Genomic DNA, 16,046 nt, shown 5'->3' on the forward strand with positions numbered 1-16,046 from the left:
ATGAAAGATAATACAAGCACCGCGCTGTGGCAGATGTCGGCGGCGCAGACCGCAAGCGCCATCCGGCTGGGGCGCGTTTCGGCGCGGGAGGTGGCGCAGGCGCATCTGGACCGGATCGGGGCGGTGAATCCCGCGCTCAATGCCGTAGTCGATCACCGGCCCGACGATGTGCTGGCCCAAGCGGACCGGATCGATCAGCTGCGCGGGCGTGGCGCAGATCTGCCGCCGCTGGCTGGTGTGCCGGTGACCATCAAGATCAATCTCGACCAGAAGGGTTACGCTACCTCGAACGGCTTGCGCTCCAAGAAGGACCTGATTGCCACCGAGAATAACCCGGTGGTCGATGGGTTCCTCAAGGCCGGTGCGGTGCTGCTGGGGCGGACCAATACGCCTGCCTTCTCGGCGCGTTATTTCACCGATAACCAGCTGTTCGGCGCGACCCGCAACCCGCGCAACCCCGCGCTCACGCCGGGAGGGTCCTCGGGCGGGGCGGCCGCTGCGGTGACGGCGGGGATTGGTGCGATTGCGCATGGCAATGATATCGGCGGTTCGGTGCGCTATCCGGCCTATGCCTGCGGGGTCCACGGGCTGCGCCCCGGTCTGGGGCGGGTGGCGACCTATAATGCCAGCGGGCCCGACCGGAGCATCGGCTTCCAGCTGATGTCGGTGCAGGGGCCTCTGGCACGCACGGTCCATGATGTGCGTCTGGGCTTCGGGGCGATGGCGGGGCGGGATCTGCGCGATCCGTGGTGGTTCGGGGGCGAGGCCCCGCAGCCCAACCCCAAACGCGCGGCCTTCTGCGCCCATCCCGAGGGGATCGGGACCGACCCCGAGGTAGAAACCGCGCTGCGCGATGCCGCAGACCGTCTGCGCGATGCGGGCTGGGATGTGACCGAGCTGGACGCGATCCCGCCGCTCAAGGAGGCGAGCCGCATCATGCATATGCTCTGGGTGGCGGATGCGCCCGAGCGTATCCTGCAGGCGGCCATCGACGAGGGCGATCCGGGCGGGATCTTTGCCATGCAGGGTGCCATAGACTGGGTCGGTCCCGTCGGCCTGACCGAGTTTGCCGATGCGCTGACCCGCCGTGCGGCGCTTGTGCGTGAGTGGCTGGCCTTTCTCGAGCAGTGGTCGGTGCTGTTACTGCCGCCCTCGTCGCGGCTGCCTTTCCCCGTGGACGAAGACCTGAAAGGTGGCTTCAAGTCACTGACCGAGAACCAGTATTTCATGGCGGGCCTGCCCGCTATCGGGATGCCCGCGCTGATGGTCTCGACCGGTGTCGTGGGGGACAATATCCCCGTTGGTGTGCAGATCCTCTCGACCCGGGGGAGCGAGGAAACCTGCCTGCAGGCGGGCGAGGCGATCGAGGCGCGTGGGGTGCCCGCCGCGCCGATCACCCCTGATTTTATGTAACCTGTTTTCCGATACGGACCTGAAATGACCCTGACCGATATCCGCTCGACCCATGTGTCGCGCAACCTATCCCTGACCAAACCTGCAGCCCGCAGCCCGCGTGGCATCGTGACCGCCCAGAACCGCCATGCCGCCCAGATCGGCGCGGATATTCTGGCCCAAGGCGGCTCGGCTGTGGATGCCGCGGTGGCGACCTCCTTCGCGCTGGGGGTTCTCGAGCCATGGATGAGCGGGATCGGCGGGGTGGGGGCGATCCTTGTGCGCCCCGAAGGAGGCGAGGTTACGGCGATCGATGCGGGGGCGGTCTCGCCCGCCGCATTGGACCCGGATGATTTTCCGGTGGTCGAGGGCAAGGATGGCGATCTCTTCGGCTGGCCCAATGTGCTTGAGGACCGCAATGTGATCGGTGCGAAATCGGTCTGTATTCCGGGGCTTTTGCGGGGGCTCGAGGCCGCACATGCCCGCTTTGGCCGCCTGCCTTGGGCCGATCTGGTGGCGCCTGCCGTGGCGCTTGCCCGCGAGGGGCTGATGGTGGATGCCCATGTCACCGCTTGGGCGGCGCAGGAGATGGGGCGGATCCGCCGCAACGAGGCGATGGCCGCGTGGTTTCTGCCCGATGGTCTGCCGCCCGTGGCGCCTGCCGCCGTGGCGGGCAAGGTCGCGCGGCTGGCAAATCCTGCCTTGGCCGAAACGCTTGCGGTGATTGCCCGCGATGGGGCCGATGCGCTCTATCACGGCGCGATTGCCGAGGGGCTTGCCCACGACATTCAGGCTCTGGGCGGCTATCTGAGCAGCCATGATCTGGCAGGGTTCAAAGCCGAGGTCACGCCCGCCGCCTCCGAACCCTATCGTGACCGCGCTTTGCACTTTGTTCCTGTGCTCAATGGCGGCGTGACAGTGGCCCTGGCGCTGCGCCATCTCAATAAAACGCCCGCAGCCGATTGCCTGACCAGCGCCCGCGCTCTGGCCAAGGCGTGGGAGCATCGCTTTACTCGGATGGGCGACGGGGCCGAGCGGTCCTTGCCCAGCTGCACCACCCATTTCTCGGTGGTCGATGCCGAGGGCATGTGCGTGTCGATGACCCAGACGCTTCTGTCACTGTTTGGCTCGGCAGTGGTGTCGCCCTCGACGGGGATCCTCCTCAATAACGGGGTGAACTGGTTCGACCCGCGACAGGGACGGATCAACTGCATCGCGCCCGCCACCAAGGCGCTGGCCAATTACGCGCCGATGATGATGACCGGCGCTGGCGAGACGGTGGCCATTGGCGGTTCGGGCGGTCGCAAGATCCTGCCCGCAATCTATCAGGCGCTGATCCATCTGGTAGATCGCGGCATGTCGCTCGAGGAGGCGATTGCCGCGCCGCGCTATGATCTGTCGGCACCGCCCGTTCTGGTGGCGGATGCGCGGCTGGGGCAGGAGGTGATCACCACGCTGTCCGGGGAGTTTGACGTGGTGATGACCGACCGCGAGATCCAGCCCAACAGTTTCACCACTCTGGGGGCCGTGCGGCGGGTGGAAAACCCCATGAAGGAGGGCCCCGTCAACGAGGGCATGGTGGAGCCGTGGCACCTCTGGGCCGATGCGGTGGTCGAAGGTGAGGCGCTGATGCCGATGCAAGGAGATCTGACATGAAGGATACCCAAACGCCGGATGCCCTCTGGGCATGGCCCGCGACCCGTCTGGCCGCGGCAATCAAGTCGGGCGATCTGAGCGCACGCGAGGTGGCTTTGGCCCATATCGCACGGGTGGAGGCCACGAACCCCGCGATCAATGCCATTGTCGATTTCCAGCCCGAAAAGACCTTGGCCGCCGCCGATGCGGTGGATGCCAGACGTGCGCGCGGCGCGGCGGTGGGGGCTCTGGCCGGTGTGCCGGTCACGATCAAGGTCAATGTCGACCAGACGGGCTATGCCACGACCAATGGCCTGAAGGCACAGAAAGACCTGATCGCCCGAAGTAATAATCCGGTGGTCGAGAGCTTTCTGGCAGCTGATGCCGTGCCTTTGGGGCGCACCAATACGCCTGCCTTCAGCTATCGCTGGTTCACCAATAACCTGTTGCATGGGGCCACGCACAATCCGCGCAAGAAAGGGCTGACGCCGGGCGGATCCTCGGGCGGTGCGGGAGCGGCTGTGGCCGCCGGTCTGGGCGCGATCGGCCATGGCACCGATATCGCGGGCTCGGTGCGCTATCCGGCCTATGCCTGCGGGGTGCACGGGCTGCGTCCTTCGGTCGGGCGGGTGGCGGCGTGGAACGCCTCCGGCCCCGACCGCACGATTGGCGGGCAGATCATGGCGGTCTCCGGCCCTCTGGCGCGGACGGTAGGGGATTTGCGGCTGGCGTTTCAGGCGATGCTGCGACCCGATGCCTGTGACCCCTGGGCGGTGCCTGCGCCGTTCCACGGGGCGGATCTGCCCAAACGCGCGGCGCTGTGCACCCATCCCGACGGGTCCGAGACCGCGCCCGAGCTGGTGGCCGCGCTTCATGCGGCAGCCGAACGGCTGCGCGAGGCGGGCTGGCAGGTGGATGAGGTTGAACTTCCTGCATTGGCAAGCGCCGTGCCGTTGCAGCTTACGCTGTGGATGGGGGATGGCTATGAGGCGCTTCTGGCCAGCGCCGAGGCCGAGGGCGATCCGGGTGCATTGGCCGCGCTGCGCGGGCAGGCGGAGTTTGTAAAAGGTCTGGGTCCCGATGCGATTGCCAAAGCCCTGACCGAACGGATGGCGATTGCGCGCGATTGGGGGCTGTTCATGGCGCGCTATCCGGTGGTGCTGCTGCCGCCCTCGGCAGAGCTGCCCTTTGCCGACAATCTTGATCTGGCCGATGAGGCCTCGTATAGGCGGGTCTGGACGGCCCAGATGTCGATGATCGGCCTGCCTGTTACGGGGCTTCCGGCGCTGACGCTGAATACCGGACTTCTGGAGGATGGCACGCCGGTGGGGGTGCAGATCGTGGCGCCGAAATTCCGCGAGGATGTGGCGCTTGGCTGCGCCGAGGCCATCGAGGCGCGCGGCCCGCAGGTGAGGGTGGCGCTTCCTTAAGAGAGGTCGGTCTATAAGGGCGCAGACCGTGTTTGGAGAGAGACGGTATGACACTGAAGAACCTGCGCCCCGTTACGCGGCAATCGACCGAAGCGATCGTGATCGACAATCTGCGCTCTTTCATTCTGTCGGGCGAGATCGGCCCGGGCGACCGGCTGACCGAGGCGGCCATGTCCGAACAGCTGGGCGTGTCGCGCGCCACATTGCGGATGGCGCTGCACCGGTTGGCGGGGGAAGGGTTGATCGAGCAGATCCCCTATACCGGCTGGCAGGTGGCGCGGCTGTCGACAAAGGATATCTGGGAAATCTGGACCTTGCGCGGGGCGCTGGAAAGCCTTGCCTCGCGGTTGGCGGTCAGCCGTGGGGATGAGGCGGTGTTTGCCGCGATCGAAGAAGCCTATGCCGAGCTGGAGGCGGCCTGTGCGCGGGGAAACATGCGTGCCATCAGCGCCGCCGATTTCGCGCTGCATCAGGTGATCATCGACGGGGCCGATAATGCGCGGCTGGCGGCGCAATACCGTGTGGTCGAGCAGCAGGTGCGGGTGTTCATCGCAACCAGCAACCTGCATGTCGCGACCGGCCCCGAGGATATTATCGCCCAGCATGAACCGCTCATTGTGGCCTTCCGTGCCCGCGACGCCAAGGCCGCTGCCGATGCCGCATGGGCGCATGACCAGTCCGAGGGCGAACGGCTGATTGCCTGGCTGATGGCCAATGAAACCCCGCCCGCCAATACTCACAAGGGTTAGCTCCTATGAAAGCATTAATTATTCTCGCGGCATTTTAGATATTTGCCGACCCGGGTGCGCATGGAATCGGTTGAAAGCGGCGGTTTTTGTTCGCATATTGTTCCTCGCAAGCAGCATTCGTTGCCGGCCGGCGCACCACCCCACACCCTTGCCCCCAGTCGGCCGGCAACATCTCTGCCTGTTTCTTTCTGACCATGTTCGCCATAAAAATGCACCCGCCCGAAGGCAGGTGCGCACGCTCGTCCGGGAACCGGGGCGGGCCTTACAGGGTGCCGGCGCGGATCTTCTCCTCGAAGGCCTCGAGCGATAGGCCGCGTGTCTCGGGTACCCAGCGATGCACGAAGAGGAACGATCCCACCGCGATGATCGCGAAGATGAAGAAGGCCGGAGCGATGCCGAAGGCCGCCACGAAAGGCGGGAAGACGAAGGTCAGTATCGCGTTGGCGATCCATAGGCAGAATACGCATATGCCCATCGCGAAACTGCGGATGCGCAGCGGGAACATCTCGGCCAGAAGCAGCCAGACCAGCGGTCCGATCGTGCCCTGCATGAAGAAGACGAAGGCGGCGACGAGCACCATGATTGCATAGGGTTTGAACGCGGTTTCGGGCATCCACAGGGCGGCTAGCCCCACCAGAAGATGGAAGACGGCGATCAGCCCGAAGCCCCCCAGAAGCATGGTCCGGCGGTCGATCTTGTTCATGATGATCAGGCCTACGATGATCCCTGCAAGGCTCATGAGCCCGTTGAGGATATTGGCGATGATCGCGGCCTGTGCCGAGAAGCCCGAATCCTGAAGCAATTGCGTGCCGTAATACATGATCGCGTTGATGCCGGTGAATTGCTGGCATACCCCCAGCACGACCCCGATCACGATCAGCCGGCGGACCCAGGGCTCGCGCCACATGCTGGTGACATCGGCTTCGTCATTTCCCAGCTCCTTCAACTCGCGCACTTCGGCGCGGGCCTGATGCTCGGGGCGGATCTGGCGCAGCACATCGAGCGCCTCGTCATGGCGGTCCTGCGACGACAGCCAGCGCGGGCTGGAGGGCATGCGCAGCATTCCGATCATCAGTGCGAAGGCCGGAAGCACTGCGATGATCAGCATATAGCGCCAGACAGAGGCATGATGACCCCAGAAATTGTAGATGATCGCGTTGATCACGAAGGCCGCGACCTGACCGATGATAATCATCAGCTCGTTGCGGGTCACGAGGCTGCCGCGCTGGTCATGCGGCGCCACTTCGGCGATGTAGATCGGGACGATGGCCGATGCGCCCCCCACGGCGGTGCCCAGCACAAAGCGGAAAAGCGCAAGCATCTCCCAGTTGGGCGCAGTCGCCGCTCCGATCGTGCCAATGATGAACAGGGCCGACAGCGCCAGAATACAGCTGCGGCGGCCAAAACGGTCGGCCAGATTGCCGCCGATCATCGCGCCGATCGCCGCGCCGAAGACCAGAATCGACACGACGAACCCTTCGCGCGCCGCCGACAGGCCGAGATCATGACGGAGCGGCTCGAGCGCGCCGTTGATGACGCCCGTGTCATATCCGAAGAGCAGCCCGCCCAAGGTCGAGACGATGATGATCGACCCCAGGCGCTTGGTATGTGATCCGGCAGCGTCTGACGCGCCTGCATCACCATCATTGTTGGTTTGAATATGCGACAAAGATAATCCCCTCCAGATTAAATTAAGTCATCCCCTCCCGGGCAGGCATATCCTAGCGCAGGGTTTGATCTGATATCATCATGTTTTTTCTGGAAGAAATGATTGTTAAACTTGCCATGATACGGGCCAGGGGGATGCTTTCTTGCCAGAGCGCGTTCCCGACGGCTGTGCTAACCATCTGATTTGACGTATCAAAGCAACCATCTCTCTTGAGTGCCAAAAATATTGGTAAATGAGAGATATTATGGGAAATGTTTCATCCCAGATAGCCATATTTTCTCATTATGAGATATTCCGGCAAGGTTATGAGCCTGCTTTTGGTTAGATTGTCTCTGCAATCCGGATATCGATGCGGATGTCGAGCGTATCGAGGAGGCGCGCCTCCGGATAGAGCGTGGCTTCTTCCATCTGCCGGACAACCTTTTCGGCGATTTCGTAAATCGAGTGGCTGATAATAGCATCGACACGGCCCGACCGGAGTTCGGCATCGCCCGCATCGCAATGTTCGGTGCCGACCAGAGGCACGCGCGGCCCCGCAAAATTGGCGAGCGCATCGGCCGCGCCGCGCAGCCCGCCCCCCAGAACCGCGAGCCCCGCCAGATCGGGTTCGGTTGCCAGCAGCTTCGAGACGATCTCGTAGGCGATCTGGTCGGATTCCCGCGTCTCCATATAGGGCAGGACGGTCAGCATCTCGCTCTCGGCCAGATAGTCGCGCAGGCCCACATCATAGGCGCGGTGGATGTCATAGTCGATCGAGCCCAGCAGAATCGCCACCACGCCTTGCTTGCGGCATAGTTGCCGCATCAGCCAGCCGGTGCCACGGCCCATCTTCTCTCCATTAGCGCCGATGAACCCCGCGATCTCGGGACAACGAAGCGGGCTGAGGAGTGCAAAGACCGGCACATTCGCCTCGGCAATGGCCTGTCGCGTTGCCGGGCCGTCAATCGCCACGATCGCAATGGCGCTGCAGGTCCGGCTCAGGGCGCGCAACGCCTCCGCCGTCTCGCGATCGTCGGGCTTGTCGAGATGGATGATCTCGTGTGTGATGTCGAGCTGTGTGGAGCCGTCGCAGCGTATCTGCAGGATATGCGCAAGTTCCGCATAGAATTCCCGCGACCGCGAGTTGAGAATGAAGCCGAACTTCGCTTCCGGCGCACCTTCGGTCAACCGGCCCAGAATGGTCGGCACCCCGTGATAGCCGATACGTTCCGCAGCGCGCAGCACATGGGCCACCGTGGCCGCGCTCACGGTGCCACGGCGGTTGAGGATGCGGTCCACGGTCGAAAGGCTGACGCCTGCCGCCTCGGCCACATCCTTCATCTTGGGTCGCTTCTTCATCGTCATGGGCTGGCCTGCACGGATGTCTGTAACGCCCTATCGGGCAAGCCCCAGTGTATATCGCAAATCGGGTATATGCACCTGTCTTTGCAGTCCCACGACGTTCCAGCGCGACCTGTCACCCGTTTAACGCAGGAAGTTATCGGCCAGGAGATCGACGACCTCCTTGCTGCGCCCCTTCGCCACCGCCTTGGCACCGAAAAGCGCGGTGGAGGCGACCTGCGAGGCCGCGATTTTGGGGGGCATGACCAATTCCATCCGGCTCGTGCGCACATCGAGCACTGCAGGGCCGGGCTGGGCCAGCCAGTCGGCCACCGCCGCCTGCAGGTCGCTTGCGGTCTCGACTCTGCGCCCCCAGAGGCCCATCGCGCGGGCAACCTCGCCGAAATCGGGGTTCTTCAGGCCAGTGAAGGCGTCAAGCAGCCCCTCGACACGCTGTTCCATCTCCACAAAGCCCAGAGTCTCGTTGTTATAGATGACGATCTTTACAGGGATGTCTTCCTGCTTCAGCGTCAGTAGATCCCCCATCAGCATCGACAGCCCGCCATCGCCGCAAAGCGCGATCACCTGACGGTCGGGATAGGCCTTGGCGATCCCCATCGCCTGCGGATAGGCATTGGCCATCGTGCCATGCAGGAGCGAGGTCAGGAAGCGGCGCTGGCCCTTCGCGCGGATATGGCGCAGCATCCATACCATGGGAGAGCCGCCATCCGCGGTGAAGACCGCATCATCCATTGCATGGTGGTTGATCGCCATGGTCAGTGCCTGCGGATGGATCAGGCTCGGGTCGGGCTCGCGCGCCTCGCGGCCATAGCCTTCGAGATCCCTGTGATATTGCTCCACGGCCTTTTTCAGCCAGCGGGTATCGGAATGCGGTGCGAGCTGGGGCAGGAGCGCCTGAACGGTGGCCGTCACATCGCCGATTAGCCCCAGATCCACAGGGGAACGCCTGCCGATCGCCATCGGGTCGATATCCACCTGCACGATTTTGGCTTTCTCGGGATAGAACTGCGTATAGGCGAAATCGGTGCCGAGACAGAGCATGAGGTCGCAATTCGCCACGGCCTCCATGCCCGCGCGATTGCCCAGAATGCCGGTCATGCCGACCTGCCACGGATTGTCGGGCTCGATGAACTCCTTCGCGCGGGTCGAGTGCACGATAGGCGCGCGGATCTTCTCGGCCAGCGCGATCAATTCTGGGCGGGCATCGCGGGCACCGATCCCTGCATAGATCACGGGGCGCTGCGCCTGATCCACCATCTGCGCCAGTCGCGCCAGTTCGGTAGGTGCGGGGGTCACAACGGGCGCAGGCCGGTGCACCGACCATGCCAGCGCGTCATCGGTTTTCTCGGTGAACATGTCGCCATTGACGATGATGACCGCGAGCCCCTTCTTGGTCAGCGCGGCCTGTGCGGCAAGGGTGGTGATCCGGCGCGCCTGATCGGGATGGGAAATCCGCTCGCAAAACACCGATGCCTGTTCGTAGATCGCTTTCTGGTCGACCTCTTGCGGAAAGCCCAGACCTTCCTCGTTACGCGCCACATTTGAGGCAATCAGCACGACCGGCGCGCCGTTGCGGTGGCTCTCGAACAGGCCATTCACGAAATGCAGCGATCCCGGCCCGCAGGTGCCCGCACATAGCGTCAGCTCGCCTGTCATATACGCCTCGCCGCCGGCAGCAAATCCGCCCGCCTCCTCGTGGCGTACATGCACCCAGTCGATCTCGGATTTGCGCAATGCGTCGGTGAAATGGTTGATTGTATCGCCGACCACACCGTAACAGCGCTTGGCCCCTGCGGCCTGAAGGGTCTCGGTAATGATTTTTGCAACGGATTTGGACATATCGCAGCCTTTCGGAGTTGAAATCTGAGTTTTTACGTCTGTCCCTGCAACGTTTTGGCGGGCAGCTCGGATCCTGTCGCGCGCGCACAAGAGTGTGAGGGCGGGGCATGACGCGACGAGAGAGAGCCCGAAAGCAGAAATTGATCTCATATCAAGGAACAGCGCCTCCGCCGCTGCGTTACCGCGTAGACTTCATGGAAATGGCGGGCCCGCCCATGTGCGGGTTTTGAGGAGGCTATAATGGCAGGGCGGCTGATCGTTGTTTCAAACAGGATCCCCACGGGCGATCCTTCCGGAGGGCTGGTTGTGGCGCTGCATGACGCGCTTCTGGCGCGCGGCGGCACATGGATCGGCGCCGATCCCGACCCGTCCGAGGAAGGGCGCGACAGGCTTCACGATCTGGGCAATGTGCCCTACCAGAAGCGCGCCTTCCGTCTGAGTGCCGCCGAGCGCGCCAATTATTACAGCGGCTACGCCAATTCGGTGCTCTGGCCTGTCTGCCATCGCCGCACCGATCTGGTCGAAATCCGCTCCGAATACCGCGCCGATTATCTGGCGGTGAACCTGCGTCTGGCGCGGCTTATCGCCAAGGAGCTTGGCCCGCAGGATGTGATCTGGGTGCATGATTACCATTTTCTGCCGCTGGCCACGATGCTGCGCTCGCTCGGGGTGACCAACCGGATCGGTTTCTTCCTGCATATTCCTTTCCCCAACATCACCGATCTCGATGTGTTGCCGCGCCCCGAGGATTTCGCGCGCTGGCTTTCGGGCTATAATCTCGTCGGGCTGCAGACGCGCCGCGATGTAGCGCGTGCGTTCGAGATGTTCCGCGCCGATCCGCGGGCCGAGTTCCTGCGCGACGGGACGGTGAAATTCGAGGAGAATATCGTCTCTGTGGCGTCGTTCCCGATCGGGATCGACAGCGAGCAGATCGAGGGAATTGCCGCGCGCGCCGACACGGGACCTTTCGGGGCGGCCGACCCGCGCGAGCTGATCATCGGTGCCGACCGGCTGGATTACAGCAAAGGCCTGCCGCAGAAATTCGAGGCCTTCGGGCGTCTCCTGCAGGGGCGCATCGATCCGCAGGCGCGGCCCACGCTCTTGCAGATCGCCTCGCCCAGTCGCGCCGATGTTGCGGCTTATCAGCAGATCACCAGCGAATTGCAGGCGATTTCGGGCCGTATCAACGGACGGTATTCCGAGCTGGATTGGCAGCCCTTGCGCTTCGTGCATCGCTCGGTCGAGCGCGAGCGGCTGATCGGGCTCATGCGCCGTGCCGAGGTGGGACTGGTCACGCCTCTTGCCGACGGGATGAACCTTGTGGCCAAGGAATTCGTCGCGGCTCAGGCCCCCGAAGATCCGGGAGTATTGGTGCTGTCGCGCTTTGCGGGGGCGGCGGAGGATATGAAAGGTGCGCTCCTGATCAATCCGCATGATCTGGACGAGACGGCGGGCGCGGTAGAGCTGGCCTTAGCGATGCCGCTGGCCGAGCGCAAATGCCGTTTCGAGGATTGCCTGCAGGTGGTGCGCGACAGCCGGATCTCGGTCTGGACGGATCGCTATCTTGCGCGGCTGGCAAGCTGCGTGCCGACCCTGTCACTGGCGCCCAGAGCCAGCGCCTGATGACTGCCAGCCTGCGGCGAGGCCGAGGCTTCTGGTGAACTCTGCCTGCCGCGCCTCGGCTAGCGCGCGGTCGGGCAGGCGCAGAAGGTAGGCGGGGTGATAGGTGATCAGGCAGGGCGTGCCATCGGGCAGGGTCTCGACCTGTCCCGCGCGCTGGACCAGCCCCTTGCCCGTGCCGGTCAATGACGCGGCAGCGGTGGCCCCCATCGCCACTACCAGATCGGGACGGACCAGCTTGCGTTCGAGATTTAGCCACCAGCGGCAGGCCTGCACCTCTCCCGCATTCGGGGCCTGATGCAGCCGCTGCTTGCCGCGTGGCGCGAATTTGAAATGTTTCACCGCGTTGGTCAGCCAGATCTTTTCACGCTTAAGCCCTGCTGCCTGCGCGCAGCGGTCAAATAGTTGGCCGGCTGGCCCTACAAAGGGGCGGCCCTTCAGGTCTTCCTGCTCCCCCGGCTGTTCACCCACCACCATCACGCGGGCCGCGGTTGCACCTTCGCCCGCCACCCCTTGGGTCGCGCAGGGGCCGATGGCGCAGCGGCGGCAGGCATCGAGCGCTGGTTTCATCGTTGCAAGCGTCACATCCTCGGGCAGGTCTTTCGGCGCGGGCCGCAGCTTCTCGGCGATGGCGGCGGCGGGCAGGGGCATGGCCTCCTGCATGGCGCGGGCGCGTTCGGGCGCTTGCCGGATCATCTCGGGGATCAGCCGTGCCTCCGGCAGGTTCTTCCAGTATTTGCGCGGCATCTCGGAGGTCATCGCCTTCACCATCAGCCGCGCGGGGTTGAAAATATGGGTGAAATAGGTCCGCCACAGCTCTTCGGTGGCATCCTCGGGGGGTGGAGTGCGATCTTCGGTTTCGGTGTAACTCAACCGGCCGCCCTCGAACCGCGCGGTCAGCGAGGGTGTGGCGATCACCCAATCCATATCGCCGAAACGTTTGGCAAAGAACGGGGTCGCAGGCTCGACGATAGGGTGGTCCGGCTCGAACCACGCAGCAAAGGCGCGGCGGTTGGCGCCTTGGGCGGTGATCTCGCGGAAGCGGACAAAAGCATGCATCTTGTGGATATCGCGCCGCACATGCTTGGCCTGTGCGAGGAGCTTGTGTAGCGCCGGATCACTGCGGTCGCCCCAGCGTAGGGCCCCGCGCGACAGGCGCAGCACGAGGCCATAGGCGCGGGCAAAGCGCTCGGGGTCGGAATGGTGGAGCGCGCATTCGATCTCCGAAAGGGCTGCGCGGGGAAGGGTCAGGGTGACGGGGGCACCCTTGGGCGCGGCACTGCCGCCGAACAGATCGGGGGCCGCCTCTCCCACCCGCCAGAGGACGGCCTCGGCAGGCACACCGCGCGCGGCCAGCCCTCGCGCCGTCTCGCGCCATGCGGCCACCGTGCCGATGCGGGGCAGGGCGATCTCTTCCATCAGAAGAGGCTCAGCTGTTCGGGGGGCGGGGCAAAGCGGGCCCGCAAATCCTGCGCATCGAGGCTGCGCGCCGTCCAGCCCGGTAAGGTGATAAAGGGGCGGGCATGTTTCATCACGCAGCCGATCTTCACCAGCGTCTCATAGCGCAGCGCGCCATGTTTGCGCGCCGCCAGAATGCGTTCGACCGAGCGGGTGCCGAAGCCAGGCACCCGCAGGAGCAGCTCCCTGGGCGCGCGGTTCACATCCACCGGAAATTGCTCGCGATGGGCCAGCGCCCATGCCATTTTGGGATCCACCTCAAGGTCCAGCATCCCCGAGGGTGGCGCGATCTCGCCCGCCTCGAATCCGTAAAACCGCATCAGCCAGTCGGCCTGATAGAGCCGGTGCTCGCGCATCAGGGGCGGGCGTTTGAGGGGCAGCAGCTTCGAGGCATCGGGGATCGGCGAGAAGGCCGAATAATAGACCCGCGACAGGTGATAGCCCGAATAAAGCCGCGAGGCCGAATGCAGGATATCGCCGTCATGCGCCGCATCCGCCCCCACGATCATCTGCGTGGACTGCCCCGCAGGCGCAAAGCGGCCCGCACGGCGGCCTTTATGGCTGCGCTCCTTTGCGGCCTCGCGGCGGTTGCGGACCTCGGCCATCGCGGTGCGGATCTGCTGGGCGCTTTTCTCGGGGGCGTAATCCGAGAGCCCCTTATCGGTGGGCAGCTCGACATTGATCGATAGGCGGTCCGCCCATTTGCCCGCCTCGTCGATCAGCTCGGGGGCGGCATCGGGGATGGTCTTGAGATGGATATAGCCGCGGAAGTTCTCCTGTTGCCGCAGCGTGCGTGCGATGCGCACCATATCGGCCATCGTATCATCGGGGCTGCGGATGATGCCCGACGAAAGGAACAGCCCCTCGATATAGTTGCGGCGGTAGAACTCGACCGTCAGGCTGACCACTTCCTCGACGCTGAAACGAGCGCGTTCGACATGGCTGGAGGCACGGTTGATGCAGTAGGCGCAGTCATAGATGCAGAAATTGGTCATCAGGATCTTCAGGAGGCTGATGCAACGCCCGTCCGGCGCATAAGCATGGCAGATGCCCGACCCGCCCGAGGAGCCAAGGCCCTTGCCGTCTTTCGACGACCGTTTCTGCCCGCCCGAAGAGGCGCAGGAGGCATCATATTTGGCGGCATCGGCGAGGATTGCCAGCTTGTCTGATATTGTGCGTTTGACCATGGTGTTCATCATATGTTCACGCATGTTAACGGGCAAGGGATTTTTCACGGCCCGCCCATCACAGTTTGGCGGCATGAAAAAAGGGCCGCCTTGCGGCAGCCCTTCGAGTGGTCTCCTCGGGCGTTCTTATGCGCCCTATGGATCGGTTGTCGCTCAGAGTTTCTTGTCCCATGCGCTGCGGTCGATATCGAGATCCGCATACATATCGGGGTCGAGCACCGGACGCTCCACGCCCGCCTTCAACTGGGCGCGGAAATCGCGCAAGAGGCGCATCGCCACGGGGAACAGCATTATGATCGCCAACAGGTTCACCAGCGCCAGGACGCCCATCAGCGGGTCCGAGAAGAAGAACACCGCCGTTGCCCCGGGTGCGAGCGCACCGATGAAGACAATAGCGACGATCGCGATGCGCAGGATCAGGATCGCTACGGGGCTCTCGCTAAAGACCGAAAGCGCGTTCTCGCCCAGATAGTAGTTGTAGATGATGGACGAGAAGGCAAAGAGCAGCACCGCGATGGACAGGTAGTATTGCGCCCAGTTGCCCAGCTCGCTGGTGACCGATTGCTGGGTCAGGACTACACCGTCGATCCCTTCGGCACCGGGGACATAGACATCGCTCAAGAGGATCACGAAAGCCGTGCACGAGCAGATGACGATGGTGTCGATGAAGACCGAGAAGGACTGCGTGATGCCCTGGCTGATCGGGTGGCGCACCTCTGCGGTGGCGGCCACGTTGGGCGCGGAGCCCAGACCCGCCTCGTTCGAGAAGAGACCGCGACGCATGCCCTGCATGATGGCCGCGCCCATACCGCCGCCGACGGCCTGTTCGATGCCGAAAGCGTTCTTGACGATCATCGAGAAGACCTGCGGCACTTCGGTGATGTTGAGCGCAATGACCACCAGCGCCATCAGCAGATACCCCACAGCCATGATCGGCACGATCACGTCAGAGGCTTTCGCGATGCGGTGGATACCGCCAAAGATGATGATGGCGGAAATGATCGACAGGCCGATTGCCGTCCAGAGACGGTCGATATGGAAGCTGTCCTGCATCGCGCCGGCCACGGTATTGCCCTGGAACGCATTGAAGCCGAAGCCGAAGGCCGCAATGAGGCAGACCGCGTAGAGCCCTGCAAGCCATTTGTATTCGGGGCCCAGACCATGGATGATCGCATAGGCGGGACCACCACGGAAACTGTGTTCGCCCGTGCGGCGCTTGAACAGCTGTGCGATCGAGCATTCGACAAGGCTGGTGGCCATGCCAACAAGCGCCACGGCCCACATCCAGAATACGGCCCCCGGACCGCCCAGCGTGATCGCCACGGCAACGCCTGCGATATTGCCGCCGCCTACGCGTCCGCCGACCGAGACCAGAAGCGCCTCGCGCGCCGAGATCTTGTCATTGTCGGCCGCGTTGTTCGATTTGCGCAGAACGCGGAACATCCGTCCGAAAAAGCGGAACTGCACAAAGCCGGTTGCCAGAGTGATGAACACGCCGAAGACGACGAGAATCGGGATCAGCGACCAACCCCAAGTCAGATCGCCGATCTTGCTAAAGATCAGCTCCAGAAAATCCATGATATCCCCCATTATTGTCGCGTTTGGTTTTGTTGTCGCGAATTCGGTGCAAACTAGGGATGCAGTTACGGAATACCATGGTCTATCTTGCATCAGGCAGACGCGACCGGATACATAAGTAGCGTCAACTAGCATCAAGAGGTGGGCG

General features: G+C 63.6%; 11 protein-coding genes. 5 read left to right on the plus strand and 6 right to left on the minus strand.

The window, feature by feature from the left end:
* Genes WDB91_RS14470 through WDB91_RS14485 form a run of 4 tightly spaced genes read left to right on the plus strand, consistent with a single transcriptional unit; the run spans position 1 to position 5,206 of the window.
* A complete protein-coding gene (locus tag WDB91_RS14470; RefSeq protein WP_339114902.1) occupies positions 1-1,413 on the plus strand; it encodes an amidase family protein in 1,413 nt (470 codons plus the stop codon).
* Positions 1,414-1,437: 24 nt separating this feature from the next.
* Complete coding sequence (locus tag WDB91_RS14475) at positions 1,438-3,048, plus strand: gamma-glutamyltransferase (RefSeq protein WP_339114903.1); 1,611 nt, start codon at positions 1,438-1,440, stop codon at positions 3,046-3,048.
* A complete protein-coding gene (locus WDB91_RS14480) occupies positions 3,045-4,457 on the plus strand; it encodes an amidase family protein (protein ID WP_339114904.1) in 1,413 nt (470 codons plus the stop codon). The genes WDB91_RS14475 and WDB91_RS14480 overlap by 4 nt, the downstream gene beginning before the upstream one ends.
* 47 nt (positions 4,458-4,504) lie before the next feature.
* Positions 4,505-5,206, plus strand: a complete 702-nt coding sequence (locus tag WDB91_RS14485; protein ID WP_339114905.1) for a GntR family transcriptional regulator — start codon at positions 4,505-4,507, stop codon at positions 5,204-5,206.
* Positions 5,207-5,468: 262 nt separating this feature from the next.
* On the opposite strand, the gene WDB91_RS14490 is transcribed toward WDB91_RS14485, so the two are convergent.
* The 3 genes from WDB91_RS14490 to WDB91_RS14500 form a co-directional block, all read right to left on the minus strand.
* Positions 5,469-6,875 (minus strand): sugar porter family MFS transporter, encoded by a 1,407-nt coding sequence (locus WDB91_RS14490; protein WP_339114906.1) that lies wholly within the window; start codon positions 6,873-6,875, stop codon positions 5,469-5,471.
* A 321-nt stretch (positions 6,876-7,196) separates the two neighbouring features.
* Entirely contained in the window at positions 7,197-8,219 is a 1,023-nt protein-coding gene (locus tag WDB91_RS14495) for a LacI family DNA-binding transcriptional regulator (RefSeq protein ID WP_339114907.1), read from the minus strand.
* Positions 8,220-8,339: 120 nt separating this feature from the next.
* Entirely contained in the window at positions 8,340-10,055 is a 1,716-nt protein-coding gene (locus tag WDB91_RS14500; RefSeq protein WP_339114908.1) for a thiamine pyrophosphate-dependent enzyme, read from the minus strand.
* 240 nt (positions 10,056-10,295) lie between these two features.
* On the opposite strand from WDB91_RS14500, the gene WDB91_RS14505 reads away from it, so the two are divergent.
* On the plus strand, positions 10,296-11,678 hold the full coding sequence (locus tag WDB91_RS14505) for a trehalose-6-phosphate synthase (RefSeq protein WP_339114909.1): 1,383 nt from the start codon (positions 10,296-10,298) through the stop codon (positions 11,676-11,678).
* On the opposite strand, the gene WDB91_RS14510 is transcribed toward WDB91_RS14505, so the two are convergent.
* From WDB91_RS14510 to WDB91_RS14520, 3 genes are all read right to left on the minus strand, one after another.
* On the minus strand, positions 11,652-13,094 hold the full coding sequence (locus WDB91_RS14510; RefSeq protein ID WP_339114910.1) for a UdgX family uracil-DNA binding protein: 1,443 nt from the start codon (positions 13,092-13,094) through the stop codon (positions 11,652-11,654). The genes WDB91_RS14505 and WDB91_RS14510 overlap by 27 nt on opposite strands.
* Positions 13,094-14,320: a putative DNA modification/repair radical SAM protein gene (locus tag WDB91_RS14515; protein WP_339114911.1), complete on the minus strand. Its 1,227-nt coding sequence runs from the start codon at positions 14,318-14,320 to the stop codon at positions 13,094-13,096. Before WDB91_RS14515 ends, WDB91_RS14510 begins: the two co-directional genes overlap by 1 nt.
* A gap of 153 nt (positions 14,321-14,473) precedes the next feature.
* Positions 14,474-15,898: an alanine/glycine:cation symporter family protein gene (locus WDB91_RS14520; protein WP_339114912.1), complete on the minus strand. Its 1,425-nt coding sequence runs from the start codon at positions 15,896-15,898 to the stop codon at positions 14,474-14,476.
* Positions 15,899-16,046 lie beyond the last annotated feature (148 nt).

The organism is Thioclava sp. GXIMD2076 (assembly GCF_037949795.1).
GTDB lineage: Bacteria > Pseudomonadota > Alphaproteobacteria > Rhodobacterales > Rhodobacteraceae > Thioclava > Thioclava kandeliae.

Excerpts from the sequence above, each read along its gene's own strand:
- WDB91_RS14475 (WP_339114903.1), top strand. The coding sequence starts at position 1,438 with ATGACCCTGACCGATATCCGCTCGACCCATGTGTCGCGCAACCTATCC.
- WDB91_RS14470 (WP_339114902.1), top strand. The coding sequence starts at position 1 with ATGAAAGATAATACAAGCACCGCGCTGTGGCAGATGTCGGCGGCGCAG.
- WDB91_RS14505 (WP_339114909.1), top strand. The coding sequence starts at position 10,296 with ATGGCAGGGCGGCTGATCGTTGTTTCAAACAGGATCCCCACGGGCGAT.
- WDB91_RS14485 (WP_339114905.1), top strand. The coding sequence starts at position 4,505 with ATGACACTGAAGAACCTGCGCCCCGTTACGCGGCAATCGACCGAAGCG.
- WDB91_RS14500 (WP_339114908.1), bottom strand. The coding sequence starts at position 10,055 with ATGTCCAAATCCGTTGCAAAAATCATTACCGAGACCCTTCAGGCCGCA.
- WDB91_RS14510 (WP_339114910.1), bottom strand. The coding sequence starts at position 13,094 with ATGGAAGAGATCGCCCTGCCCCGCATCGGCACGGTGGCCGCATGGCGC.
- WDB91_RS14520 (WP_339114912.1), bottom strand. The coding sequence starts at position 15,898 with ATGGATTTTCTGGAGCTGATCTTTAGCAAGATCGGCGATCTGACTTGG.
- WDB91_RS14515 (WP_339114911.1), bottom strand. The coding sequence starts at position 14,320 with ATGGTCAAACGCACAATATCAGACAAGCTGGCAATCCTCGCCGATGCC.
- WDB91_RS14495 (WP_339114907.1), bottom strand. The coding sequence starts at position 8,219 with ATGACGATGAAGAAGCGACCCAAGATGAAGGATGTGGCCGAGGCGGCA.
- WDB91_RS14480 (WP_339114904.1), top strand. The coding sequence starts at position 3,045 with ATGAAGGATACCCAAACGCCGGATGCCCTCTGGGCATGGCCCGCGACC.